24 protein-coding genes and 2 tRNA genes are annotated in these 24,911 nt (G+C 74.9%); 16 read left to right on the top strand and 10 right to left on the bottom strand.

What is annotated here, in order from left to right; genetic code table 11:
- Positions 1 to 85 precede the first annotated feature (85 nt).
- Both AQJ30_RS20755 and AQJ30_RS20750 read right to left on the bottom strand, forming a co-directional pair.
- A complete protein-coding gene (locus AQJ30_RS20755; protein ID WP_067236207.1) occupies positions 86 to 1,492 on the bottom strand; it encodes a HAMP domain-containing sensor histidine kinase in 1,407 nt (468 codons plus the stop codon).
- Positions 1,489 to 2,208 carry a response regulator transcription factor gene (locus tag AQJ30_RS20750; protein WP_067236204.1) on the bottom strand — a complete coding sequence of 240 codons (720 nt, stop codon included), beginning with the start codon at positions 2,206 to 2,208 and terminating at the stop codon, positions 1,489 to 1,491. The genes AQJ30_RS20755 and AQJ30_RS20750 overlap by 4 nt, the downstream gene beginning before the upstream one ends.
- Before the next feature lie 97 nt (positions 2,209 to 2,305).
- On the opposite strand from AQJ30_RS20750, the gene AQJ30_RS20745 reads away from it, so the two are divergent.
- Positions 2,306 to 2,830 carry a hypothetical protein gene (locus AQJ30_RS20745; protein ID WP_067236588.1) on the top strand — a complete coding sequence of 175 codons (525 nt, stop codon included), beginning with the start codon at positions 2,306 to 2,308 and terminating at the stop codon, positions 2,828 to 2,830.
- Positions 2,831 to 2,873: 43 nt separating this feature from the next.
- Here AQJ30_RS20745 and AQJ30_RS20740 read toward each other — a convergent pair whose 3' ends face one another.
- Positions 2,874 to 3,740 carry a spermidine synthase gene (locus AQJ30_RS20740; protein ID WP_067236202.1) on the bottom strand — a complete coding sequence of 289 codons (867 nt, stop codon included), beginning with the start codon at positions 3,738 to 3,740 and terminating at the stop codon, positions 2,874 to 2,876.
- Between the two features lie 74 nt (positions 3,741 to 3,814).
- Entirely contained in the window at positions 3,815 to 4,234 is a 420-nt protein-coding gene (locus tag AQJ30_RS20735) for a hypothetical protein (RefSeq protein ID WP_067236585.1), read from the bottom strand.
- Positions 4,235 to 4,596: 362 nt separating this feature from the next.
- Between AQJ30_RS20735 and AQJ30_RS20730 the strand changes: the two genes are divergently transcribed.
- Positions 4,597 to 6,018 (top strand): NsdA family TPR-like regulatory protein, encoded by a 1,422-nt coding sequence (locus AQJ30_RS20730; protein ID WP_067236200.1) that lies wholly within the window; start codon positions 4,597 to 4,599, stop codon positions 6,016 to 6,018.
- Between the two features lie 91 nt (positions 6,019 to 6,109).
- Here the strand turns inward: AQJ30_RS20730 and AQJ30_RS20725 are convergent, their stop codons facing one another.
- Positions 6,110 to 6,706: a histidine phosphatase family protein gene (locus AQJ30_RS20725; protein WP_067236197.1), complete on the bottom strand. Its 597-nt coding sequence runs from the start codon at positions 6,704 to 6,706 to the stop codon at positions 6,110 to 6,112.
- A 312-nt stretch (positions 6,707 to 7,018) separates the two neighbouring features.
- On the opposite strand from AQJ30_RS20725, the gene AQJ30_RS20720 reads away from it, so the two are divergent.
- The 7 genes from AQJ30_RS20720 (at position 7,019) to AQJ30_RS20690 (ending at position 13,443) form a co-directional block, all read left to right on the top strand.
- On the top strand, positions 7,019 to 7,972 hold the full coding sequence (locus AQJ30_RS20720) for a phosphatase PAP2 family protein (RefSeq protein ID WP_067236194.1): 954 nt from the start codon (positions 7,019 to 7,021) through the stop codon (positions 7,970 to 7,972).
- A complete protein-coding gene (locus AQJ30_RS20715) occupies positions 7,869 to 9,155 on the top strand; it encodes a hypothetical protein (RefSeq protein WP_079084168.1) in 1,287 nt (428 codons plus the stop codon). Before AQJ30_RS20720 ends, AQJ30_RS20715 begins: the two co-directional genes overlap by 104 nt.
- Positions 9,146 to 10,735: a hypothetical protein gene (locus AQJ30_RS20710; protein WP_067236185.1), complete on the top strand. Its 1,590-nt coding sequence runs from the start codon at positions 9,146 to 9,148 to the stop codon at positions 10,733 to 10,735. The genes AQJ30_RS20715 and AQJ30_RS20710 overlap by 10 nt, the downstream gene beginning before the upstream one ends.
- Entirely contained in the window at positions 10,732 to 12,072 is a 1,341-nt protein-coding gene (locus AQJ30_RS20705; RefSeq protein ID WP_067236183.1) for an AAA domain-containing protein, read from the top strand. The genes AQJ30_RS20710 and AQJ30_RS20705 overlap by 4 nt, the downstream gene beginning before the upstream one ends.
- Positions 12,073 to 12,259: 187 nt before the next feature.
- The gene (locus tag AQJ30_RS20700; protein WP_067236179.1) at positions 12,260 to 12,625 is read left to right on the top strand and encodes a hypothetical protein; all 366 of its coding nucleotides are present in this window, start codon (positions 12,260 to 12,262) and stop codon (positions 12,623 to 12,625) included.
- A gap of 160 nt (positions 12,626 to 12,785) precedes the next feature.
- Positions 12,786 to 13,379, top strand: coding sequence for a bifunctional DNA primase/polymerase (locus AQJ30_RS20695; RefSeq protein WP_067236177.1), 594 nt, complete (start codon positions 12,786 to 12,788; stop codon positions 13,377 to 13,379).
- Positions 13,370 to 13,443, top strand: a tRNA-Lys gene (locus AQJ30_RS20690). The genes AQJ30_RS20695 and AQJ30_RS20690 overlap by 10 nt, the downstream gene beginning before the upstream one ends.
- A gap of 87 nt (positions 13,444 to 13,530) precedes the next feature.
- Here the strand turns inward: AQJ30_RS20690 and AQJ30_RS20685 are convergent.
- On the bottom strand, positions 13,531 to 14,892 hold the full coding sequence (locus AQJ30_RS20685) for a M6 family metalloprotease domain-containing protein (RefSeq protein WP_245726997.1): 1,362 nt from the start codon (positions 14,890 to 14,892) through the stop codon (positions 13,531 to 13,533).
- A gap of 284 nt (positions 14,893 to 15,176) precedes the next feature.
- On the opposite strand from AQJ30_RS20685, the gene AQJ30_RS20680 reads away from it, so the two are divergent.
- Complete coding sequence (locus AQJ30_RS20680; RefSeq protein WP_079084167.1) at positions 15,177 to 17,120, top strand: putative bifunctional diguanylate cyclase/phosphodiesterase; 1,944 nt, start codon at positions 15,177 to 15,179, stop codon at positions 17,118 to 17,120.
- Positions 17,121 to 17,135: 15 nt separating this feature from the next.
- Here AQJ30_RS20680 and AQJ30_RS20675 read toward each other — a convergent pair whose 3' ends face one another.
- Both AQJ30_RS20675 and AQJ30_RS20670 read right to left on the bottom strand, forming a co-directional pair.
- Entirely contained in the window at positions 17,136 to 18,248 is a 1,113-nt protein-coding gene (locus tag AQJ30_RS20675; protein ID WP_067236175.1) for an LLM class flavin-dependent oxidoreductase, read from the bottom strand.
- A gap of 203 nt (positions 18,249 to 18,451) precedes the next feature.
- Entirely contained in the window at positions 18,452 to 19,168 is a 717-nt protein-coding gene (locus AQJ30_RS20670) for a maleate cis-trans isomerase family protein (protein ID WP_067236169.1), read from the bottom strand.
- Between the two features lie 264 nt (positions 19,169 to 19,432).
- Between AQJ30_RS20670 and ehuB the strand changes: the two genes are divergently transcribed.
- From ehuB to AQJ30_RS20640, 6 genes are all read left to right on the top strand, one after another.
- Positions 19,433 to 20,362: an ectoine/hydroxyectoine ABC transporter substrate-binding protein EhuB gene (gene ehuB, locus AQJ30_RS20665; protein WP_067236168.1), complete on the top strand. Its 930-nt coding sequence runs from the start codon at positions 19,433 to 19,435 to the stop codon at positions 20,360 to 20,362.
- The gene (gene ehuC, locus AQJ30_RS20660) at positions 20,359 to 21,003 is read left to right on the top strand and encodes an ectoine/hydroxyectoine ABC transporter permease subunit EhuC (RefSeq protein ID WP_067236167.1); all 645 of its coding nucleotides are present in this window, start codon (positions 20,359 to 20,361) and stop codon (positions 21,001 to 21,003) included. The genes ehuB and ehuC overlap by 4 nt, the downstream gene beginning before the upstream one ends.
- Positions 21,000 to 21,650, top strand: coding sequence for an ectoine/hydroxyectoine ABC transporter permease subunit EhuD (gene ehuD / locus AQJ30_RS20655; RefSeq protein ID WP_067236166.1), 651 nt, complete (start codon positions 21,000 to 21,002; stop codon positions 21,648 to 21,650). The genes ehuC and ehuD overlap by 4 nt, the downstream gene beginning before the upstream one ends.
- Entirely contained in the window at positions 21,640 to 22,428 is a 789-nt protein-coding gene (locus AQJ30_RS20650; protein WP_067236165.1) for an amino acid ABC transporter ATP-binding protein, read from the top strand. Before ehuD ends, AQJ30_RS20650 begins: the two co-directional genes overlap by 11 nt.
- 205 nt (positions 22,429 to 22,633) lie before the next feature.
- A complete protein-coding gene (locus AQJ30_RS20645; protein WP_067236577.1) occupies positions 22,634 to 23,392 on the top strand; it encodes an IclR family transcriptional regulator in 759 nt (252 codons plus the stop codon).
- Between the two features lie 107 nt (positions 23,393 to 23,499).
- Positions 23,500 to 23,573: transfer RNA gene (locus AQJ30_RS20640), tRNA-Lys, on the top strand.
- Between the two features lie 67 nt (positions 23,574 to 23,640).
- Here AQJ30_RS20640 and AQJ30_RS20635 read toward each other — a convergent pair.
- Both AQJ30_RS20635 and AQJ30_RS20630 read right to left on the bottom strand, forming a co-directional pair.
- Entirely contained in the window at positions 23,641 to 24,084 is a 444-nt protein-coding gene (locus AQJ30_RS20635) for a DUF3592 domain-containing protein (protein ID WP_067236163.1), read from the bottom strand.
- A gap of 89 nt (positions 24,085 to 24,173) precedes the next feature.
- Complete coding sequence (locus tag AQJ30_RS20630) at positions 24,174 to 24,779, bottom strand: lytic polysaccharide monooxygenase auxiliary activity family 9 protein (RefSeq protein WP_067236161.1); 606 nt, start codon at positions 24,777 to 24,779, stop codon at positions 24,174 to 24,176.
- Between the last annotated feature and the right edge of the window lie 132 nt (positions 24,780 to 24,911).

Here is a 24,911-nt window from a genome sequence, read left to right as displayed (position 1 = left end):
GGAACGGGGACGCGGCAGCACGCTAGCGATCCGGAATCGGGCAAACCGCCTGAGCCGGACGCGGGCGGAGGATCTTAGGGTGCGCTTAAGGATGGGATCGGGAGCGATTAAAGGGCGAGGCCGACCGGCGGGTGCGGCGGCGCCGCACGGAGCCCCGGTGACCGCGCCGGGACGGGGTGCTCTCCCGTCCGTCGAGCTGGATCCAGAGGCGCACCTCGGTGCCGCCGAGCACCGACGAGCCGATGCGCACGTCCCCGCCGGTGGACTCGGCGAGCCGGCGCACGATGTCCAGGCCCAGCCCGGTCGAGCCGTCGCTGCCCGAGCCCCGGCCGCGGGCCATCGCGGCCTCGGGGTCGGCGATGCCGGGCCCCGCGTCGGACACCAGCACGATCACCGCGTCGTCGCCGTTGTGCACGTCGACCGCGAAGGCGGTGCCCTCGGGGGTGTGCCGGAAGACGTTGCCCAGCAGGGCGTCCAGCGCGGCGGCGAGGTCGGCGCGGGCCACGGGTATGCGCACCGGCCGCTCCACTCCGGCCACCCGCACCTTGCGGTCCTCGTCCTCGGCGAGCGCCGACCAGAACGCCATCCGCTCCCGGACCACCTCGGCGGCGTCGCACCCGGCGCCCGGACCGGCCGCCGCGGTCTGCGGCTTGGCCTCGCGGGCGGTGCGGATGATGGTGTCGACCTCGCGCTCGAGCTGGGCGACCGCGGCCCGGGTCTGCTCGGCGGCGGGCGAGTCGCCGAGCGAGGCCGCGTTGAGCCGCAGCACGGTCAGCGGGGTGCGCAGCCGGTGGGACAGGTCGGCGGCCAGCTCGCGCTCGTTGGCGAGGAGCTGGACGACCTGGTCGGCCATGGAGTTGAACGCCACGGCCGCGCGCCGCAGTTCGGTCGGTCCCTCCTCCGGCACCCGCACCCCGAGCTGTCCCTCCCCCAGCTCGTGCGCCCCCTCGGCCAGCCGCTGCGCGGGCTGCACCATGCGCACGCCCAGCCGGTCGGCGACCGCGACCGAGCCCACCACCAGCGCGGCACCGACGGCGGCGAGCACCGCCCAGGCCGTGCCGACGCCGTTGGTGACCTCCGCCTCGGGCACGAACACCTCGATCACCACGGTCCCGGAGCCGAGCGCGACGGGCTGCAGCAGCGCGGAGCCGCCGGGCACCTCGGCGGTGGAGGCGCGGCCGAGCCGGCGCACGGCGGCGACGTCCTCCTCGGCGGCGCGCCGCCGGCCCAGGTCGACGGCGGCCCGGCCGTCCCCGGCCGGCAGGTGCACGGCGAGGCCGTCACCGGCGCCGGCGGAGGCGAGGACCCGCTCCAGCTCCTCGCGGTCGGTGGTGATGGACAGCGCGGGCACCAGGACGGCGGCCTCCCGCTCGGCGTTGGAGAAGGCACGGTCGCGGGCCATCTCCCGCACCACCAGCCCGAGCGGCACGGCGAACGCCACCACCACCATGGCGGTGACCGCCAGGCAGACCTTGACCAGCGCCCATCTCATCGCGCCTGCTCCAGGCCCCGGGAGCCCTCACCGGGCGGCTCCAGCTTCACGCCCACCCCGCGCAGGGTGTGCAGGTAGCGCGGGCGGGCGGCCGTCTCCCCCAGCTTCCGGCGCAGCCAGGACAGGTGGACGTCGATGGTCTGGTCGTCGCCGTAGGACTGCTGCCACACCTCGGCCAGCAGTTCCCGGCGCGGGACCACCACGCCCGGGCGCCCGGCGAGGAAGGCCAGCAGGTCGAACTCCCGCCGGGTCAGGTCGAGTCGGACGCCGTCCAGCTCGGCCTGGCGGCGCAGCGGGTCCACCGTCAGACCGCCGACGCGCAGCACCCCGGCCGTGGGGGCCTCACCGGCGCCGGACCGGGCGCGCCGCAGCACGGCGGCCATCCGGGCGGCCAGGTGCTCCACGGAGAACGGCTTGGTGAGGTAGTCGTCCGCGCCGGCGTTCAGCAGCCGCACGATCTCCGTCTCGTCGTCCCGGGCGGTCGCGACGATCACCGGCACGTCGGTGATCCCGCGCAGCATCTTCAGCGCCTCGGACCCGTCCAGGTCGGGCAGTCCGAGGTCCAGGATGACCAGGTCGAAGGGGACGTGGGCGACCTCGCGCAGCGCCTCCAGCGCCGTGCCGACGCTGCGCACGGTGTGCGAGGCGTCGGTGAGGTGCCGGATCAGCGCCGAACGTACGAACTGGTCGTCCTCGACCACGAGCACACTTGCCATGCGCCGCACCGTACGCCATGCCGCACGACCCGGTCCGGACCTGTGGACAACTCGCCCCCTGTGCGAACTGTGGTGCTCCTGAGGCAGGATGGCCGCGATGCGCAGAGGACTCGTACACGTACTCGCGTGGTCGCTCGCCACGGGCGCGGCGGTCACGCTGTCGTGGTGGGGCGTCCACACCGTGATGGCCGGCACCGCCTACGACCCGCCCCGCGCCCTGCCGTTGACGGCCGGCGGGGCCACGGCGCAGGAGGCGGAGCCGCTGGTGCCGGCGACGTCCCGCCCGGCGCCCTCCCCGTCGCCCGACCCCTCGCCGCGCAGGTCCCGGATGCCGTCGCCGGCCCCGTCCGCCCCGCGGACGTCGCCCTCGTCGTCGCCGTCCCCCTCCCCCACGGCGTCCGGCCGGATCAAGAGCTACGACACCGACGGCGGCCGGGTGGTCTTCGACATCGGGGCGTCCTCCGCGACGCTCGTCTCCGCGACGCCCGGGGCCGGCTGGTCGATGCAGACCTGGACGACCGCGTCCTGGATCCGGGTGGAGTTCGCCTCGGGCGCGGACCGCGTGTCGGTGTTCTGCACCTGGCACGACGGGCCGCCGCGCGTGGAGGTGGGCACCTACTGACCGGTCCCGGGCCGGTCCGTCCCGTGGGCCGGTCCGTCCCGGGTCAGCGGAAGACGGAGGGCGGCGGGACCGGCGAGGCGGTCGCCGAGGCGTCGCTCACAGGGGCCGCCCCGCCGGTGAAGTCGACCAGCGCGCGGCCGTGTTCGAGCCGGGCGGGCTGCGGGTCGGAGGCGGCCCGGCGGGTCAGCTCGGCCACCGGGAGCGGGCGGTCGGAGGCGACCAGGACCGCGTTGCCGAAGCGCTTGCCGCGCAGCACCGCCGGGTCGGCGACCAGGGCGAGTTCCGCGAACCGGGCGGCGGCGGTGGCGATCTGGCCGCGCAGGTGGGTCAGGGGCGGTCCGTCGGCGAGGTTGGCGGCGTAGACCCCGCCGGGCGCCAGCGCGCGGCGCACCTCGCCGAGGAACTCCGTGGAGGTGAGGTGGGCGGGGGTGCGGGCGCCGGCGAACACGTCGGCGATCACCAGGTCCGCCCAGCCGTCGGCCACCTTGGCCAGGGCTTCGCGGGCGTCGGCCGTCCGCACCCGGATCCGCGCGCCCGGGTCCCACGGCAGCTCGCGCCGGACCAGGGCGACCAGCGCGCCGTCCCGCTCGACGACCTGCTGGGTGGACCTGGGCCGGGTGGCGGCCACGTACCGGGCGAGGGTCAGGGCGCCGCCGCCGAGGTGGACGGCGCGCAGCGGCCGGCCGGGCGGCGCGACCAGGTCGATCACGTGGCCGAGGCGCCGCTGGTACTCGAAGGACAGGTGCGCGGGGTCGTCCAGGTCGACGTGCGACTGCGGCGCCCCGTCCACCAGCAGGGTCCAGCCGCGGGCGCGGTCCCGGTCCGGGACGAGCCGGGCGAGCCCGCCGTCGACGTCCTCGGCGACCTCGTCGGCCCCGCCGCGCCGCCGGGGGTTCCTGGCCTTTCCCATGGGGACAGTGTCCCAGGCGCGGGGACCGTGCCTGTCCCGGGGACCCGGAGGTCAGACGTGGGGACCGGCCGGTCTCACCGGCAGCTGTCGGCCGCCTCGATGAGCCGTGCCGCCTCGCCCAGGGCGCGGCGCAGTACCGCCGGGTCGGTCGCCAGGTCCGCCTCGCCGGGCGGCAGCAGCCAGTCGCAGCCCTCCGCGGGCGGCGCGGGCAGGGCGACGTCCTGTCCCTTCACGGCCGGCGCCTCCTCCTGCGACCCGTCCGGGTCCGACCCGTCCGGGTCCGGCATCGTGCGCGGGTCCAGCCGCAGTCCGCGCCCGTCGGTCCCGGTGCAGGTGCTGCCCGGTACGTCCCACCCGGCCGCGGTGCCCGCCGGGACCACGAACACGAGCGTCCCGCCGCCCTCGACGTGCAGCACCGGCCCCACGCCGTCGCCGGGAGCGCGACGCAGGATGTCCACCGCCTCCAGGCCCTGCCGCGCCGGCACGCTCACCACGTCGCACGGCTCACACGGAACGTTGCTCTGGCTGGTCTCCACGCCGGCCTCCACGACGGAACGGAACCCACTGCGGTCTGTGGGGTTCAACGCGCGGGTCCGTCAACGGCTACGGCGGAAGTGCGCCGCAAAGGATGGCAGTTCATGGCAGATCGCGGGGGAGATATCCGATTTGTGGCCAAATGCTGTGTGGCGGCCCGACCACAGCCGGTACGTTCTAGCCCGCCGGAAACAGGGCGGGACGCCGGGGCGTCCGGGAAAGTCCCGGGAGGATCCGGGGAGTTCACGAAGACCCCGGCAGATCCGGACCGACCCGCCCGGTCCCCGGCATGGTTCGACGGTTCGCACGAGAGGACCCGGCCATGGCGTCGTCATCGGTGCCCGCACCCCGGCCCCACCGGCCACCCCTGCCCAACGTCGCCTTCCGGCGCCTGCGCGGGCCGCGCTCGCCCGCCGAGTTCGCGGCGTTGGTCCGCCGCGCCGCGCGCGAGATCGGGGAGCGGGTCAGCTGCGACGCGCGCTACGTCGGCCGGGTCGAGGCGGGCGAGATCCGCTGCCCCAACTACGCCTACGAGCGCGTCTTCCTGCACATGTTCCCCGGCCGCACGCTCACCGACCTGGGCTTCGCGCCCCGCTCGTCCGTCCGCGGACGTGCGGCGCGCACCGCCGGGGACGCGCCGGGCACGGCTGAGACGGACGGGGCGCACGAGCCGTATGACACGCAGGACCCGTACGACCCGGACGACAGGCACCACGACGACGAGGAGAGCGACGTGCTGCGTCGCGCATTCATGACCGGCGGGAGCGCCACCGTGGCCGCCGCCTCCCTGGGGCCCCTCGGCCTCTCCCTCGACGCGTCGCCCGCGCCGCGCCCGCGCCGCGCGGGGGCCGGGCAGGTGAGCGCCCTGGAGGAGGCGGTCCGCAGGATCCGGCTGCTCGACGACCGGCACGGCGCCGACGGCCTCTACCGGCGCGCGACCGCCCCGCTGCGCGCCGCCTACGCCCTGCTGGACGCCGGGGCGACCCGGCAGGCGACCGCCGACCGGCTGCACGCGGGAGCCGGCGAACTCGCCATCTCCGTGGGCTGGCTGGCCCACGACTCGGGCCGCTTCGACGACGCCCGCTCGCACTACGCGGAGGCGCTCGCCACCGCCCGCCTGACGGGCGACCCGGCGCTGGAGGCGCACGCGTTCTGCAACACGGCGTTCCTCGCGCGCGACGCCGGCCGCCCGCGCGAGGCGGTGCGGGCCGCACAGGCCGCCCAGCGGGCGGCGCGGCCCCTCGGTTCGCCGCGGCTGATGTCGCTGCTCGCGCTGCGCGAGGCGGGCGGCTGGGCCGGGCTCGCCGACCGTGCGGGCTGCGAGCAGGCCCTGGTGCGCGCCCAGGCCCTCTTCGGGCGGGGCCCCTCGGACGACGACCCCGAGTGGATGAGCTTCTACGGCGAGGCGGAACTGGAGGGCCTGGAGGCGCAGTGCTGGTCCACGCTCGGCGACTGGCCGCGCGCGGCCCGGCACGCGCGGCGTGCGGCGCGGCTGCAGGACCCGCACTTCACCCGGAACATCGCGCTGTACACGGCCGAACTGGCCGACGACCTCGCGCGCGGCGGCCGTCCCGACGAGGCCGCGGTGGCCGGCACGCGCGTACTGGACCTGCTCGACCAGGTGCAGTCCTCGCGCATCCAGGCGATGCTGGCGGGCACGGCCCGGGTACTGCTGCCGCACCGGCGGGCCGGCGGCGTGGCCGACTTCCTGGACCGCCACGCGTCCCGGCCCCGGGCGGTGTGAGCGGGCGGGCAGCCCCGGCGGCGTCCCCGCCCGGGCGGGCAGCCCCGGCGGCGTCCCCGCCCGGGCGGGCCGCCCCGGCGGCGTCCCCGCGCTACGCGGCCAGGTGCCCCTGGTCGTTCCAGCTCTCGACGGCCGGTTCCCCATAGGCCCAGCCCAGGACGGACAGGGACGTCGGGTTGAGGCGGATGCGGGCCGCGAAGTCCAGCGGCAGGCCCAGCCAGCGGGCGCCGATGGAGCGCAGGATGTGGCCGTGGGCGAAGACCAGGACGTCCCGGTCGGCCGAGCGGGCCCAGGCGACGACCTCGTCGGCGCGGGCCGTGACCTCGGCCAGGCTCTCGCCGCCGGGGACGCCGTCGCGCCAGATGAGCCAGCCGGGGCGGACCGCCTGTATCTCCGCCGGGGTCATGCCCTCGTACGTCCCGTAGTCCCATTCCATCAGCGTGTCCCACACGGTGGCGCGCTCCGCGAAGCCGGCCAGCTCGCACGTCTCGCGCGCGCGTGCCAGCGGACTCGTGCGGACCTCGACGCCCGGCAGGGAGTCGAACGGGGGCCGGTGGAGCCGCTCGCCGAGCAGCTTGGCGCCCCGGCGGCCCTCCTCCAGGAGCGGTACGTCGGTCCTGCCGGTGTGCTTTCCGGACAGCGACCACTCGGTCTGTCCGTGCCGGGCCAGCAGGATGCGCGGTGCCATGGGGAGAAGACCTTTCCGAGCGGGTACGGACGGGTGGGGGGACGTCCGCGGGAGGACGTGTGGAGGACGTGCGGGGGAACAGCAGGAAATCGACGGGCCGGACCCCTCCATCATCGCGCACCCCGAGGTGGGGCAACCCGGCGGGCGATCCCGGCGTCTTGTGGGCCGGGGCGCCCAGGACGGGCGCGTACATACGCCGTAAAGTGACACGCCCGTGCCGCGGCCGGTGCACGCCCGTGCCCGACGGGGGACCGGCACCGCCGGCCGCACGACCACGACCACCGTGCACAGACTGAAGGGGGAGGCGATCGGATGCCCCACACCGAGACACCGGGCACCGGGGCGACCTCGCGGACCCGGCTGCGCTGGTGGACGGAGCTGCCGCTGATCGTGCTGGTGTACGCCTGCTACTCGGCGGGCCGGCTGCTCGCGCGGGGCGACGTGTCGTCGGCCGTGGACCACGGGCTGGCGATCCTGCGCATCGAGAAGGCGCTGCGCCTGAACGCCGAGCACCCGCTCAACCGGCTGTTCACGCGCGAGGCGTGGCTCGGCGTCCCGGCGGACTTCTGGTACGCCTCGCTGCACTACCTGGTCACCCCGGTGCTGCTGGTCTGGCTGTTCCGCCGGCGGGCGGAGGTCTACCGGGCGGCCCGCACCTGGCTGATGACGTCCACGTTCATCGGCCTGATCGGCTTCACGCTGCTGCCGACCTGCCCGCCCCGGCTGCTGTCGGCGGACCACGGCTTCGTGGACACGATGGCCCAGTACAGCTCGTACGGCTGGTGGGGCGGCGAGGCGAGCGCGCCGCGCGGACTGGGCGGCATGACCAACCAGTACGCGGCGATGCCCAGCCTGCACGTGGGCTGGGCGCTGTGGTGCGGCGTGATGCTGTGGCGCCACGGCGGCACGCGGACGGCGAAGGTGCTCGGCGTGGCCTACCCGCTGCTGACCACGATCGTGGTGATGGGCACCGCGAACCACTACTTCCTCGACGCCGCCGCCGGCGCGGCCGCGATGGGCGTCGGCCTGCTGTTGACGCCGTTCGTGACGCGCGGTCTGGACCGGGCGCGCGGGTGGGTCGTCGCGCGCGTGCCGGTGTTCTCGCTGAACTCCGGGGCCACACCCGCCACGATTGTCAGTGGAGGATGCCAGACTTCCCCGGGTGAACGATTTCCACGGCAGCGCACGTCACGGTTCGGACCGGGAGCCGAGCCGGAGGCCTCTCCCACCGACGCGGGGGACGGGGCTCCGGCAGCGGCTCGCTGAGCTGCGCGGCCCCGAGGTACCGGCCAAGGCGCTGGACGCCCGCGCCCTCGCGGCACTCGCCGCGAACCCGGGGTGCCGGCGGCGCGCGATCCTCGACGGCGCCGGGGTGGACAAGGCGGTGCTGGCGGACCGTCTCGGCTCCCCCGCGGCCTTCGGGCAGTCCCAGTTCGCGCTGACCCGGGGCAACGCGTTCGAGGCCCGGGTGAAGGCCGACGGCGGGGCCGAGCTGCTGGGCCTGGTGCACCGCCGGCTGGACCCGGCCGCCGAGCCGCCCGTGGACGCGGCCACGCCCGACCTGACGGCGGCCGGCCCCGAGGGGCGCACGGCGCGCACGGCGCTGGCGCTGCGCGAGGCCACGGAGGCGGCCGGCACCTGGACGCTGCTGGACCACCCGATGCTCGCGCTGGACGTCGCGGGCTCCCCGGCCTTCCTGGAGCCGGACGCGGTCGTGGTGCACCCCGACGGCAGCTGGACCGTCGTGGAGATCAAGTCCTTCCCGATGCTGGACGGTTCGGCGGACCCGGCGAAGGTCGGCGCGGCCGCCCGTCAGGCCGCGGTGTACGTGCTGGCGCTGGAGGAGGTCGCCGCGCGCCTCGAGAGCACCCCGCGCGTGCGCGACCGCGTGCTGCTGGTGTGCCCCAAGGACTTCTCCAACCTGGCCACCGCGTCCGCCGTGGACATCCGCAAGCAGCGCGCCGTCACCCGCCGCCAGCTGACCCGCCTCACCCGCATCGAGGACATCGCGGGCGCGCTCCCCGAGGGCGTGTGCTTCGCCCCGGACCTGCCCGCCGAGCGGCTGGCCGAGTCCGTCGAATCGGTGCCGGCGACGTACGCGCCCGAGTGCCTGGCCGCGTGCGAGCTGGCGTTCCACTGCCGTGGCCGCTCCCGCTCGGCCGGCGCGGTGACCACGCTGGGCCGCTCGGTCCGCGCGGAGCTGGGCGGGCTGACGACGGTCGAGGACGTGCTCGCCGCCGCGCGCGGCGAGGCGGGCGACCCGCGGGACCCGGCGGTCGCCGCCCTGCGCCGGGCGGCCCGGCTGCGCGCCGAGGCACTGGCCGGCGCGGCGCTCCCGGCCGCCCGGGAGCCGCTCGCGGCGGACGGGCCCGCGGCGGCCGACGGTCCGGCCCGGGCGCAGGGTGCCGGGGCGCCGGGATCCGCCCGGGAGGCCGCGCCGTGTCGCTGATCGCCACCCTGTCCCGGCTCGAGGCCGTCACCACCGGCCGGGCGCAGCGCCTCGCGACGGTCCGTCACCGGCGCCTGTCCGAGCGGCCGCTGGTGTTCGTGCCGCTGACCACCGCCGGTGAGGCCGGTGCCCCGCTCGGCGCGCTGGTCGGCACCGACCGGGACGCGCCGCGCCTGCTGGTCGTCCCGCAGCCGCGCGACCGCGACCTGCGGTTCGCGTTCCTCGCCGAGCTGGCCGACGTGGTCCTGCCGTACGTCGACTCCTACGCCGACGTCGTCGAGGCGGCCGAGCGCACCGAGACCGACCCGGAGACCGGCAAGCGGGTCAAGGTCGAGGTCGAGCTGTGCGCGGACGCGCCGCAACTCGTCGTGCCGAGCCGCGCGGGCGTGGAGTTCGTGCGGCTGCTCGGCCGCTCGATGCGCTTCCGCCGCACGGCGGAGCAGGACCCGGAGGCACCGCACCCCGCGCCCCCGCGCGTGCCGCTGCTCGGCCGCTGGCTGACCCACTACGGCGAGCGGGCCCGGGTGCCCGGATCCTCGCTGCTGCTGGCGCTCACCGAGGTGCTGGGCCGGCACTGGGCCACCGGGCAGTCCACCCTGGAGGACCAGCACCTGGGCGCGCTGCTGGCCTGGATCGACCCGCCCGAGGGCGAGTCGGGCGCCGAGGCGGCGCTGCGCGCGGAGCTGGCGCGGGACGAGCAGGGGCAGCTCCTGTGCCCGCCGGCCGGCCCGGCCACCGACCCGGCGTTCGACAACAAGCTGCTCGCCCCGGCCATCGAGCGCTACGACCGGGCGCGCACCGCGTTCGCCGCCGCCGAGGACGGCCTGGAGGCCGACACCCGGCTCGGCATCCTGACCGCCGCCGAGCGGGAGGTCCGCGAGCTGGTCCTCAGTCGCACCCGGCCGACCTGGGACGCGGTGTGGCGGGGCCTGGACCTGCTGCGGGAGCTGCCCGAGGGGGCGCACGTCGAGGAGCGGTGGACGCGCGACCGCTGGTCGTTCACCGGCCACCGCGACCGGGTCCTGGCGGGCGAGCCCCCGCAGCCGCGCCGCGACGACGCGGTGACCGCGGCCAACAAACTCGCCACGCGCGAGCGCGAGCAGGCCCGCCTGGACGCGCAGGAGGCGCTGGACGACCCGCTGGTGATGGCGGGCCGGCGGCTGGCCGGGGAGGCGTTCGCGGGCGAGGTCACCGAGGTCGTCATGGCGTACAGCGAGGGCAAGCGGCCCAGCCCGCGCCCGCTGGTGACGGTGCGCACGGACGACCGGCCGCACCTGGGCGAGCGCGCGAAGGTCTACCGCTCGCTGGGCGGCAAGCCGCAGTCGGCGGAGTGCGTGGGCGTCGACGCCGACGGCCTGGTGGTGCTGCGCGTGCTCGACAAGATGGGCCGCGGCAAGGAGCCGGAGCCCGGGTCGGTGCCGGAGAAGGGCGACCTGGTGTGCTTCACGCTGTTCGAGCACGAGCAGCGCGGCGGCGCCAAGCTGCCCGACCCGGAGCAGACCCCGTGGACGCACGGCGGGCCGCCCGGGGAGCCGGCGCTCGAAGCCGCCGATCCCGTCACCCAGGAGGACGTCCTGTGAGCACCGAGGCCGACGTCGACCCCGGTACGGCCGCCGCGCGGGCCACCGCGGCGATCCTGCACGACACGCTGCACGGCGACGCGCGCGGGGTCGTCGTCGACTCCCCGCCCGGCGCCGGCAAGTCCACGCTGGTGGTGCGCACCGCGCTGGAACTGGCCGGGGCGGGCCGCCCGCTGATGGTGGTGGCGCAGACCAACGCCCAGGTCGACGACCTGGTGCTGCGCCTGGCCGAGAAGGACCCCGAGCTGCCGGTGGGCCGTCTGCACAGCAGCGACGCCGACGCCTACGACAAGGCGCTGGACGACCTGCCGAACGTGCGCAAGTCGGCGAAGGCGGGCGACCTCGCCGGGCTGCCGGTGGTGATCTCCACGGCGGCGAAGTGGGCGCACGTGAAGGTCGACGAGCCGTGGCGGCACGCGATCGTGGACGAGGCGTACCAGATGCGCTCGGACGGGCTGCTGGCCGTGGCGGGCCTGTTCGAGCGGGCGCTGTTCGTGGGCGACCCGGGACAGCTGGACCCGTTCGCCATCGTGGGCAGCGAGCAGTGGGCGGGCCTGTCGTACGACCCCTCCGCCTCCGCGGTGACGACGCTGCTGGCCCACAACCCGGACCTGCCGCAGCACCGGCTGCCGGTGTCCTGGCGGCTCCCGGCGTCGGCGGCGCGGCTCGTGTCGGACGCGTTCTACCCGTACACCCGCTTCCGCAGCGGCACCGGCCCCGGCGACCGCCGCCTGTCCTTCGCCGTGCCCTCCGACGGCTCCGGCCCGGACCGGGTGATCGACGAGGCGGCCGCGTCCGGCTGGGGCCTGCTGGAGCTGCCCGCCCGGCACACCCCGCGCACGGACCCCGAGGCGGTCCGCGCGGTCGCGGCCGTCGTACGGCGGCTGCTGGACCGGGGCGGGGCGGCGACGTCGGAGCGCTCGCCGGAGCCCACGCCGCTGACCGCTGACCGGGTCGCCGTCGGCACGGCGCACCGGGACCAGGCGGCCGCGGTCCGCGCGGCGCTCGCCGAGCTGGGCGTGCGGGACGTCACGGTCGACACGGCCAACCGGCTCCAGGGCATGGAGTTCGACGTCACGGTCGTCCTGCACCCGCTGTCCGGCCGCCCCGACGCGACGGCGTTCCACCTGGAGACCGGACGCCTGTGCGTGCTGGCCTCCCGGCACCGCCACGCGTGCATCGTGGTCTGCCGTGCGGGCGTGGGCGACCTCCTCGACGACTACCCCTCGACGGAACCGGTCCAGCTGGGCACGGTCGTGAAGTTCCCGGACGGCTGGGAGGCGAACCACGCGGTGCTGGCGCACTTGGCGGAGCACCGGGTGGCCTGGCGCCCCTGACGGGAGCACCTCGGGGAGCACCGGGTGGCCTGGAAGCCGTAGTGCGGGGGCATCCGGAGGGGAACATCGCGGCGCGTGTGGGGCTTGAGAGTGCGGCGGGGCCCCCTTGCGGGGGCGCGAGACAATGGAGGGCGGTCCGTGCGGAAGCGCCGGGCGGACCGCACCGACCCTAGGAGGAGGTCACGACATGGCGGAGCCCACGCCGCGTCGCAACGAACCGCGGCTACGCCCCGCGCCCCTGCTCTTCGAGCCCGCCGAGGCCACCGGCGACCCGGAGCACTTCTTCGACCTGGAGTCCATCGACGACCCCCGGGCGCTGCTCGCGCGGGCGACCGAGCTGACGGTGGCGTTCCGGGCGGCGGCCGACCGGGCGACGGAGTTCCAGGCCATGGCCGCGGCCCAGCTCGCCGACCCCCGCCGCTTCGACCGGCTGACCACGGCGGACATCGCCGAGCGGGCGGAGTGGACCGAGGACTACGCCAAGAAGATGGTGGAGTTCGGGCGGGACCTCATGCGCGGCGGGGAGGGCGGGAGCCCGGTCGACCCGGCCTGACCGGCCGGACGCCCCCGCACCCACCGACGGCACCGGCGCGCCAGGGCCACGCCACCCCGGCATATGCCAGGCGGGCACCATACCCGCCGACCCACCGCCGCGTCCCCGGTTTCCGCAACTCACCGGAACCGGCCGCTCACGGGCGGTAGACGTAGGACCCATGAGCAGCGTATGGGACGAGTTCTCCGACATCTCGGGCGTCACCACGGACGGCGCCGCCTGGCTGGCCTCGGCCGGCGCACACCCGCGCAGCACGCTCGCCCTCTGGGAGGAGCAGCCGGACGCCCCGGTCGTCCTGCCCTGTGGCTCGGTCTTCGACGTGGTCAACGTCCCGGCCCTGTTCGGCCGCCGGATGCTGGACCGGCTGTGGGACGAGGGCGCCGGCACCGGCCCGGTGGCCGTCTTCCGTGGCCGGGTCCTGCTGTTCGCCGCCCCCGGCACGGCCCAGCGCCTGCCGTCCCTGCTGGCGTGGGAGGAGTGGGGCGGACGGGACGCCCGCGACTGCCGTACCGCGGCCGTGCCGCCCCTGCTGTGCCACGGCACCGGCGACGCCGTGACGGTCCCGCCGCTCACCGCCACGGCCCCGGCCGGGGCCCGCTGGCTGGTCGCCCCGGACACGCGTCATCCCTGGCTGCCGGGCCCGGAGGTGCTGCTCTGGGCGGCCGTACGGGCGGCCCGCTCGGCCGTGCGGATATCGATTTCGCCCTCCCCGGACCCTGATGCTAAGGTCTACGACGTCAGCAGGCGCCGCTAGCTCAGTTGGTTAGAGCAGCTGACTCTTAATCAGCGGGTCCGGGGTTCGAGTCCCTGGCGGCGCACACGACGGAAAAGCCCTTCGCGCGAGCGGAGGGCTTTTCGCATGGCCGAAAAGCGCCCCCCGCCGCACCCCCGTCCCACGCCCGGCGTCACACCCCCGGCGTGATCCGCACCGTCCACGTCCCCGACGCCGTGCGGCCCTCCACGTCCACCCGGACCCCGTGCCCGCCGTCCTCCCCCGGCACCGTGAAGCTCTCCCCCGCCGCGACCGGCGCGTCCGCGAGGGGCGGGTAGACCGAGTCCTCCCAGCAGGCCTCCGTGTGCGGGTGGGCGTCGACCACCTCGACGGGCCCGCGGCCGGACTCGGCACGGCCGTGGACGCGGTAGACGAGGACGCCGGAGCGGCACACGGAGCGGTCGTTGCCGATGGGCTCACGCGCCTCCACGGCGAGGGCACTGTCCGCGCCGGTCCGCACCACGGCGAGCTTCACGCCGGCCCCCGGCGCGAGGCCCGGCGTGCGGAAGCCCGGCGCGCCGAACGCCGGCGGCCCCGCGACGGCCGGCTCGGACCCCGCCGCACCGGCGAGCGGCACGCCCGGGCCGGCGGCGACGGGCTCCAGCGCAAGCCGGGTCGTGCCGGGACCCCGGACGCACACCACCTGGCGGGGCCGCAGCCAGCCGAGCTTCCACTTGTGCCAGGCGAACAGGTCGGGGGCGAGCGAGAACTGGCTGCCCATCAGGTCCCAGTCGCCGACGTAGGTGTCCCAGTCGCCCTTGCCGTCGGCGGGCCGGTGGTAGAGGTCGGGCAGGTCGAACACGTGACCGGTCTCGTGGGCGAGGACCAGCCGGTCCGGCGGGTGCTGCTCGAAGACGGTGACGACCCGGCGGATGGCGGTGCCGTCCGCGTGCAGCGGGGTCACCAGGTTGACGACCTTGGTGGCGTCGGAGTCGACCCCGGGCGCGTCCGGGTCGGCGACGAAGTAGACGAGGTCGTAGCGGGAGAAGTCGACCTGGGGGTCGGCCACGGCGAGCGCGTCGCGCAGGTAGGCGGCGCGGCGCCCGGGGCTCCAGTCGCGCTGTATGGCGTACGCCGTGGACGGCTTCGGCATCCGGATCCAGCGGCGCAGGGGGTGCGGGCGCAGGGTGAACCGGCCGTAGGAGGCCCGGCGGAAGAAGTCGGTGGTGGCCGGGAAGTGGTCGGCCGTCAGCTCGGCCGGGGTGCTCATCGGGGTCCAGTCCGGGAACGACAGGAACACCATCACGGCGTCGAGGGACCGGGTGGGCCGGGGGTAGGCGTCGTTCCAGGTGTCCAGGCCCTCGGAGTGGTGGGCGGCGGTGCGCTGGAGCGCGCAGGGCTCGGGCGAGAAGGGCTCCGCCACCGAGGGGCCGGTGACCAGCGAGGTCGCGGCGAGCGCCGAGAGGGTGGTGAACACGGCCGCCGCGCTGCGCAGTCGGGGACGCGGGAGCGGACGACGCGGCACGAGGACCTCCGGGAGCGGTTCACGGGACACCGCCACCCAGCCTGTGCTTATTTGTCATACTGCGCCCTGTTTGTCTGCCCCAGACGAGTGAGGGCCAGGTCCGGAGCGGATCGCGCGACACCCCCGGACCACTCACGGAACGTCACAAGCGGTCGGGGGGCCGCAGAACCGGTCCAGTGCGGGCAGAAACGATCTGTCAGAAGGGCCACCGCTTCGGGGACACTGGGCAGTGGCTGCGCAACTCCGCGGCCAGCCTCTATGATCGGCACACTTTGCTGCGCGGACAGAGATCGAGTGCACTGCGGGAGCGAGCGGTGAGCGGAACGTCCGAAGGGCCGACGCCCGCGGCAGACCTCGACGGGTCCGCCGTCACGGAGCGTGACAGCACGGCACCTCCCGGTACCGGGGAGGTCATCGACACGGGGACCACGGTGCTCCTCGACCCCTGTCCGGTCGTGCCGGGCGACGCGGGTGTCCCGCGCGAGCCGGACGACCCCGACGGCCCTGGTGACCCTGGTGGCATCAGCGATCCCGTTCCCTACCGGTCCGTCTTCGCAACCGCCCCGCTGGCCATGGCCGTCGTGGACCGCGAGGGCCTGGTCGTCGGCGTCAACAACGCCCTGGGCGCGCTGCTCGGGGGCGAGCCCGGTGCACTGGTCGGGCGGGTGGCCGCCGACCTGCTCGACCTGGCCTCGGACGCGCGGACCTGGCACGCCTACCGCGAGGTGCTGCGCGGCCGGCAGGCGCGGCTGCGCTGCACCCGGCGGCTGAAGCAGCCCGACGGGCGCTCCCTGTGGGCGCAGGTGACCGTGGCCCCGCTGGACGGCCGGACGCCGGGCGTGCTGCTGTCGGTGGCCGACATCAGCGCCCGCCGCGACCTCCAGGCCCGGCTGCGGCACCTGCAGATGCACGACCCGGTCACCCGGCTGCCCAACCGCACCCTGTTCTTCGAGCGGCTGACCGCCGCCCTGGAGGCGGACTCCCTCGAACACGGCGGCACCGGGCGGATCGGCCTGTGCTACCTGGACGTCGACGGCTTCAAGGCGGTCAACGACACCCTGGGGCACCGCGTCGGCGACCGGCTGCTCGCGGCGGTGGCCGAGCGGCTGACGGCCTGCGCGGAGGAGGTCGGCAGGTCCCGGCCCGGCACGCCGCTGGTGGCGCGGCTCGGCGGCGACGAGTTCGCCCTGCTGGTGGAGGACTCCACCGGCACCGACCAGCTGTCGGAGCTCGCCGAGGCCGTGCTGAAGGCGCTCCAGGCGCCGTTCGACCTGGACGCGCAGCGGCTGAGCCTGTCGGCGTCGATCGGGGTGGTCGAGCGGCACGCGGCCGGGACGACGGCGACCGGGCTGATGCAGGCCGCCGACACCACGCTGTACTGGGCGAAGGTGGACGGCAAGGCCCGCTGGACGCTGTTCGACCCGGAGCGCAACGCGCACCTGATGACGCGTCAGGCGCTCGCCTCGACGCTGCGGCCCGCGATCGAGCGCGGGGAGTTCGTGCTGGAGTACCAGCCGCTGGTCGGCATGGCGGACGGGCGGCTGCGGGGCGTGGAGGCGCTGGTGCGCTGGGACCACCCCCGGTTCGGGCTGCTGCCGCCGAATCGGTTCGTCGCGCTGGCCGAGGAGGACGGCTCGATCGTGCCGCTCGGCCGCTGGGTCCTGGCCACCGCGTGCCGGCAGGCCCGGCGCTGGCAGCTGGAGAACCCCGACGAGCCGCCGCTGTTCGTGAGCGTCAACGTCGCCGTGCGCCAGGTGTGGGACTCCGACCTGGTGGCGGACGTGGCGGCGATCCTCGCGGAGACCGGGCTGCCCGCGCACCTGCTCCAGCTGGAGCTGACCGAGTCCGCGGTGATGGGCTCGGCCGGCCGGCCGCTCCAGGCGCTCCAGGCGCTCAGCGACATGGGCGTGCAGATCGCCATCGACGACTTCGGCACCGGCTACTCCAACCTCGCCTACCTCTCCCGGCTCCCGGTGTCGGTGCTGAAGCTGGACGGCTCGTTCGTGCGGGGCTTCCAGTACGAGGGCCGCGGCGACGAGGCCGCGCCGCCCAACCCGGCGGACGAGGTGATCGTCGAGGCGATGATCGACCTGGCGCACCGGCTGGGACTGACGGTCACCGCCGAGTGCGTGGAGACGGCGGCGCAGGCCGACCGGCTGCGGCGCATCGGCTGTGACACCGGGCAGGGCTGGCTGTACTCCCGCCCGGTGACACCGGAGCGCATCGCCGCGCTGCGCACCACCCGGGCCTGCACCTGAGCGGCCCGGGAGGGGTCAGGCGGTGGGCAGCCCGTAGGCGTCCGCGATGAGTTCGTAGGAGCGCAGGCGCAGCTCGCCGCGGTGGGCGTGCGTGGTGAGCATCAGCTCGTCGGCGCCGGTGCGCTTCTGCAGGTCGTCGAGGCCGGCGCGGACCTCGTCGGCCGTGCCGTGCACGATGTTCGCGGTCCAGGACGTGAGGAACTCCCGCTCCATCGGGCTGAACTCGTACGCCTCCGCCTCGCGCGGGTCCGGGAACAGCCCGGGCCGTCCGGTGCGCAGCCGCACCATGTTGAGTCCCGTGGCGAGGACCTGGCGGCGGGCCTCCTCGGGGTCGTCGGCGGCCAGGGCCGAGACGCCGATCAGGGCGTACGGGGCGTCCAGGAGCGCCGAGGGCCGGAAGGACTCCCGGTACAGGTCGAGCGCCGGGACCGTGTTCTGCGCCGAGAAGTGGTGCGCGAAGGCGAACGGCAGGCCGAGCAGTCCGGCCAGCCGCGCGCTGAACCCGGAGGAGCCGAGCAGCCACACCGGCGGCCGGTGCCGGGACTGCACCCCGCCCGGCGAGGTGGCCTGCACGGGGCCGGGCACGGCGTGGATGCGGCGGTAGGGGTGGCCGTCGGGGAAGTCGTCGTCGAGGAACCGGGTGAGCTCGGCGAGCTGCTGGGGGAAGTCGTCGGCGCCCTCGTCGAGGGTGTCGGTGCGGCGCAGGGCGGCCGCGGTGGCCCCGTCGGTGCCGGGCGCGCGGCCGAGGCCCAGGTCGACGCGGTGCGGGGCGAGGGCCTCCAGGGTGCCGAACTGCTCGGCGATCACCAGGGGTGCGTGGTTGGGCAGCATCACGCCGCCCGAGCCGAGCCGGATGCGGTCGGTGTGGGCGGCGAGGTGGGCGAGGATCACGGCGGGGGACGACGAGGCCACGCCCGGCATGGAGTGGTGCTCGGCCACCCAGTAGCGGTGGAAGCCGCGTGCCTCGGTGGCCCGGGCCAGGTCCACGCTGGTGCGCAGGGCGTCGGTGGCGGTGCTGCCGCTGCCCACGGTGACCAGGTCCAGCACGGACAGCGGCACGGGCGCGCTGCCCAGGACCGGACCGCGGATCCCGTCGTCCGGGTGGGTGTCTGCCGGGTGTCCGCTCACCGGGTGCCTCCTGCTCGTGCGGTACGTCGCGTCTGCCGAGGCCACAACAGGAGACGGTCCCCGGTTATTCCCGGGGACCGGCCCGGGGCCCGGGGCTCGGGGCGGCGGCGGGGGCGGGGGCCCGGGCGGCGGGCCGGGAACCCGGGACAAGCACCCCCGGTCCCGGCCCCGTTCCCGGTCGCCCCGGCCCGTGCCGGCGCCCCTCAGACCTGTACCACCGGCTCCCGGGTGAACAGGGCGCCCAGGGCCGGGGCGTTCACCCGGCGGTCGGTCAGGCGCAGGGCCTGCCAGACGGTGACCTGGTTGGCGGTGAGGACGGGCTTGCCCAGGTGCTTCTCCAGGGCCGGGATGTGTGCCGCCGTGCTCAGCGCGGTGTCGGGCACCAGGACCGCCTGCGCGTCGGCGTGGTCGGCGGCCCGGACCAGGGCGAGCAGTTCGGCCTCGTCCCAGGCGGTCGCGGGCGGTGCGCCCGCCGCGTGGGTGACGACCACCCGTACGCCGCCCGCCGTGAGGAAGTCCGCGAACCGGGCCGTCTCCTCGGGCTGGTAGGGCGCCGCGACCGCGACCCGGCGCACGTCCAGCTCCCGTACGGCGTGCGCGAAGGCCACCGACGTCGACGAGGCGGGCAGGCCCGCGGTCCGGGCCAGGGCGCTGACCTGGGCCTGGGCGCCCTCCCAGCCGTAGGCGAAGCTGCCGCCGGTCGACACCCAGACGACGGCCTCGGCGCCCGAGAGCCGCAGTTGCTCGGTGGCGCGGGCGAGCGCGTCCGGCGCGCCCAGCCGGCCCGCCGGGTCGGCCGCGTGCGGGTCGGGCTCGACGCGGACCAGGTCGACCCGGACGTCGCTGCCCAGGAGCTGCTCGATGCGGGGGAAGTCGTCCTCGGCGGAGTGGCCCGTGTGGAGGAGTCCGAGTGCGGTCATCAGCCAGCCTTTCCTGCTGTCGCTCGTGACGGGTCGCGTGCGGTGCGGAGGCCGTTCCCGACGACGCCCCCGTCGTCCGGGTACCCCGTGGGCGCCGTCGCGCCCCCACCGTGCACCCGGTCGGCCGGAAAGCACCAGGTCAGCACGGCCGAATTCCGTTCACGGAAGCACCAGGTGGCCGTCGCAGCGCGTACCGGGGACCTTCACGAGCCCTGTTCATCCGCCCTGGCATGCCCGTTTCGGCGCTCGGGTAGCAGCGCCGCCATGGCCCCACCGAACAGGCACCTCAGGCACAGCAGACACGAAGGCCGCCGCACCCCCGCGCCGGGAACCACCCGCCGGTCGCTGCTCGCGGGACTCGCGGCGGCCGGCGCGCTCGGCGCCGCGGGCTGCTCCCGCGTGGCCACCGCGTCCACCGGCGGCGGTGAGCTGCTGGACCGGCTGCGGGCGCAGGGCGTGGCGCGCCTCGGCATCGCCGGCGAGATCCCGTTCGGCTACATCGACCGCAATGGCGAGCTGACGGGCGAGGCGCCCGAGCTGGCGCGGGTGGTCTTCAAGCGGCTCGGGGTGGACCGGGTGCAGCCCGTGCCGACCGAGTTCGGCTCGCTGATCCCGGGACTGAACTCCCAGCAGTTCGACGTCGTGGCCGCCGGGATGTACGTGACGCCCGACCGCTGCGAGCAGGTGATCTTCGCAGACCCGGATTACCAGATGAAGGACGCCTTCGTCGTGCGCAAGGGCAACCCGAAGGGCCTGCGCGGCTACCGGGACGTGGTCCGCGAGAAGGCGCGGTGCGCGACCGGGACGGGGTACGCGCAGATCCAGCACGCCGTCGCGGCGGGGTACCGGGAGAGCGACCTGCTGATCGTGCCGGACCAGGTGGCCGGGCTGAACGCCGTCGAGGCCGGACGCGTCGACGTGTTCGCGGCCACCGCCGTCACCGCCCGCAGCGTCGTCCGCTCCTCCCGCGCGGCGGAGGCCACCGCGCCGTTCGCCCCGCTCGTCGACGGGAAACCCCAGGTCGACGGGGGCGCGTTCGCGTTCCGCCGGACCGAGACCCGGCTGCGGGACGCCTTCGACGCCGAGCTGCGGAAGCTCAGGGAGAGCGGCGAACTGCTGCGCGTGCTGCGCCCGTTCGGGTTCACCGAGGCGGAGATGACCGACCTCACCGCGAAGGAGCTGTGCGGCGGATGACCTCCGGACTGTGGGAACTCGTACTGAAGGGCACCTGGACGACGATCCAGCTGCTCGTCCTGAGCGCGCTGCTCGCGGCGGCCGTGTCGTTCGCCGTCGGCATCGCGCGCACCCACCGGCTGTGGGTGGTCCGCTTCCTCGCGGGTCTGTACACCGAGGTGTTCCGCGGGACCTCCGCGCTGGTGATGATCTTCTGGGTGTTCTTCGTGCTGCCGCCCGCGTTCGGCTGGCAGCTCGTCCCGCTGTGGGCGGGCACCCTGGCCCTCGGCCTGACCTACGGCGCCTACGGCACGGAGATCGTGCGCGGCGCCCTGGCCGCCGTCGACCCGGCCCAGCAGGAGGGCGGGGTGGCCCTGGGCTTCACCCCCGGGCAGCGGCTGCGCAAGATCCTGCTGCCGCAGGCGGTGCCGGAGATGGTCCCGCCGTTCTCCAACCTGCTGGTCGAACTGCTCAAGGGCACCGCCCTGGTGTCGGTCATGGGCATGGGCGACCTGGCGTTCAGCGGCAACCTGGTGCGGCTCGCGCTGCAAGAGAGCGCGCACATCTACACGTACGTGCTGCTCGTCTACTTCGTGATCGCCTTCCTGCTGACGCGGCTGATGCGCGGGCTCGAACACCACCTGAAAGCGGGTGTGCGATGAACTGGGACTGGTCCGCCGTCGGTGACTTCCTGCCGTACTTCTGGAAGGGGCTGCTCGTCACCCTCCAGGTCCTCGCCCTCGGGTCGCTGATCTCCTTCAGCCTCGGCCTGGTGTGGGCGCTGCTGTGCCGCGTGCCGACCCGGTGGGTGCAGTGGCCGGTGGGGGTGGTCACCGAGTTCGTCCGCAACACCCCGCTGCTGGTGCAGCTGTTCTTCCTCTTCTACGTGCTGCCCGAGTGGGGACTGGCCTTCTCGGCGCCGGCCACCGGTGTGGTCGCGATCGGGCTGCACTACTCGACGTACACGATGCAGGTCTACCGGGCCGGCATCGAGGCGGTGCCCGCCGGCCAGTGGGAGGCGGCGACGGCACTGAACCTGCCGAGGGGCCGCACCTGGCGGGCGGTGATCCTGCCGCAGGCTTTGCGCCGGGTCGTGCCGGCCCTCGGCAACTACGTCCTGTCGATGCTCAAGGACACGCCGCTGCTCATGGCGATCACCGTGCTGGAGATGCTGGGCCAGGCGCGCCTGTTCTCGCAGGAGCGCTTCCAGTTCACCGAGCCCCTCACGGTGATCGGCGTGGCCTTCGTCGTCGTGTCCTACCTCGCCTCCCTCCTCCTGCGCACCCTGGAGCGACGCCTTGTCCGTTGAGACCCAGACCAGCAACCGGCCGACCGGCACCGCCCCGGCCGCCGAGCCGCTCGTCCGCCTGGAGCAGGTGACCAAGCGGTTCGGGGAGCACACCGTCCTCGACCGGCTCGACTTCGCCGTCGAGGCCGGCCGGCACGTCACCCTGATCGGGCCGTCCGGCTCCGGCAAGACGACGATCTTGCGGATGCTGATGACCCTGACCCGGCCCGACGAGGGCACGATCACCGTGGCCGGGCAGCGGCTGTTCCCGGCGCCGGAGAAACAGGTGCGGGAGGCCAGGAAGAACATCGGGATGGTGTTCCAGCAGTTCAACCTGTTCCCGAACATGACCGTGCTGCGCAACCTCACCGAGGCCCCGGTCACCGTGCTCGGCCTGTCCCGGGACGAGGCGGAGGAGCGGGCCCGCGAGCTGCTCGAGCTGGTCGGCCTGTCCGACAAGTGCGACGTCCGGCCGCCGCGGCTGTCCGGCGGGCAGCAGCAGCGGGTGGCGATCGCCCGGGCGCTGGCGATGCGGCCGAAGGTGCTGCTGCTGGACGAGGTGACCTCGGCGCTCGACCCGGAGCTGGTCGCGGGCGTCCTCGACCTGCTCCGGGACATCGCGCGCAGCACCGACATCACCATGCTGTGCGTGACCCACGAGATGAACTTCGCCCGGGACATCTCGGACCAGGTGCTGATGTTCGACGCCGGGCGGATCGTCGAGGCGGGGCCGCCGGAGCAGATCTTCGGCGATCCGGAACAGGCCAGGACCCGGGAATTCCTCAGCGCCGTGCGGTGACTACGCGCCGTGTGCGCGTGAACACCCCAGGTCCCGATGGCGGGTCATGCTTGAGGCATATGCCGAGGGATCAACGCCCCAGTTGGGGGCGGTGCCGACCGGGCAGGAATCTTGTCCACACCCCCTCCGGAGACCGCCCCGGGCCCGTATCGTGGACGTGATCCGCCGCCCGGACCAGGCCACCGAGCGACCGCAGGGGGACACCGTGGCGCTGAGGAACGAGCCGACCGCGCCCTACCACTCGGCCCAGGACGCGCTGCGCGTCCTGGAGGGCGTGGCACGGCACACCGCCGGCGTCACCCACGCCGAGCTCGCCCGCGAGACCGGTCTCGGCCAGGAGCGACTGACCCCGCTCCTGCTGATGCTGCGCCGCGAGGGGTACGTCGAGCAGACCGCCGACGGGGCGTACGTCACCGGTGACGCGCTCGCCCGCCTCGGCTCCGCGCGCGGCCGCGAGGAGGCCCTGCGGGAGAAGCTCCAGCAGACCCTGGACCGGCTGCGCGACGCGGTGGGCGCCGCCGTCTACATCAGCCGGTACGTCGACGGTGAGGTCCGGGTCACCCAGTACGCCGACGGCCCGGCCACGCCCGCGGTCCACGAGTGGGTTGACTTCCGCTGCTCGGCGCACGCCACCGCGGTCGGCAAGAGCCTGCTGACCCAGCTGGACCACGACGGCCGGCGCGACCACCTGTCCCGGCACCGGATGGCCCGCCTCACCTCGCGCACCATCACCAGCGACAAGCTGCTGCTGTCCCGGCTGGAGGCCCAGCCGCCGACGGTGCCGGTGCTCGACCTCGAGGAGTACGCGGTCGGCACGGTGTGCGCGGCCGTCCCGATCACCGCCGGGTCGTCCGTGGGCTGCCTCGCCGTGTCCCTCCCGGTGGCCCACGCGCACCGGCTCCGCCGGGCGGCCGAGGCCCTCAACCGGAACGCGGCACCGGTGCTGCTGTCGCTGGCGATCTAGGGTCTGCGGCCACCCCTGACCGCGGGACGCGGTGGTCACGAGCACCCGCGCGGACCAGGTAGTATTTTCTTCGTCGCCGGCCGCGGTAAGCGGAAGGCGAGGGTCATGCGCCGCTAGCTCAGTTGGTTAGAGCAGCTGACTCTTAATCAGCGGGTCCGGGGTTCGAGTCCCTGGCGGCGCACCCTGAAAGGGCCTCTCGTGGGAGCGAGGGGCCCTTCGGCATTCCCGGGCCGGGACAGCCTCACCCCTCAGGCGCGGAATTCCGTCGTGTAGGTCACCACGAAGACGACGCAGAAGGCCACGACCGCGCCGAGGAGCACCAGTGAGCCCAGCGCCGTGGCCGCGGCCCCGGCCGGGTCGGGCCGCCGGGCGGTGGCGACGACGTCCGGGCCCGGCGCGTAGTGCACGGTGACGACGTCCCCCTCGACCACGGTCGCGGGACCGCCCTGCTCCTCGAAGCGGACGCCGCGGCCGTCGGGGGTGCGGAACTCGTAGACGTGGTGCAGCGTCGTGCGGACCGCGGTGTCGTGGCCGCCGTGGGTGGTGGTGAACGTCCGCAGGCAGCGTCCCTCGGCGGTCAGTCCGCTGTTCCAGGCCCGCCGCAGCTGCGCCGAGCGGTGCACCACCCGGTACGCGGCGAACAGGGCACCTGCCGCGATCAGGCCGGGAAAGAGGTAGAAGATCTCGTCCATCGTGCGTTCCCCCGTGGTCCGCGCCGGTCCGGGCGGCCGGCGTGGGGGGAACCTACCCACACCGGCCGCCCGGACGGCTCAAGGGAACCTCAGAACGTGACGTCCGAGCAGGCGTAGAACGCGTTGCCCGTGTCGGCGACCGTCCACACCGCGAGGACGACGTGGTGCCCGCTCAGCCCGGACGGCAGGGTGCCGCTGTGGGAGAGGGTGGACGGCGGTCGCTGGCCGCCGTAGGGCACCGTCAGGAACGGGGTGAGGTTGAGGTCGGAGCGGGACAGGTTGTGATCCTGGTTCCAGCCCTGCCGGGTGACGTAGTACTTGAAGTCCGTCGTGGCGTGCATGGCGGTGAACTGCCAGCGGAACGTGTAGCTCTGACCACCCGTCACCCGGGTCGTGGGCCAGGCCCCGCCCGACGGTGTGCGCGGTGAACTGAGCTGCGCGAAGCGGCTGTTGCCGCCGCTGCACAGTTGTCCGTCGGCCGGTCCCGCCGCCGGGAACCCCTTGGGGCCCTCGACGCTCTGCGGTTCCCACTGGATGTCGCCGCAGTTGCTGACGGTGCCGTTCTGACAGAGCTTCTGCCTGCTGATGGGGAGATCGGTGTAGCCGTGGCCGCTGGCGCCACCGGAGGAGAGCACGAGGGCTCCGGTGGCGGCCAGTCCCACCGCGGCGGCGGACAGCTTGGTCCTGGTGCGCATACGGCCGCTCCTGATGAGACGTGGGGAGATGCAGTGAGCCGTGCAGGTCTAGACCAAGTTCGAGGTTATGACCGTTGGTTGAACATGTCCATACCAACCGCGGAACCTCGCGCCTCGTCCCGCCGGTCGTCC

The sequence above is a fragment of the Streptomyces longwoodensis genome (assembly GCF_001514125.1).
Lineage (GTDB): Bacteria > Actinomycetota > Actinomycetes > Streptomycetales > Streptomycetaceae > Streptomyces > Streptomyces longwoodensis.
Note: the sequence above shows the minus strand (reverse complement) of the source record. Positions and strands in the feature narration are given on the sequence as shown.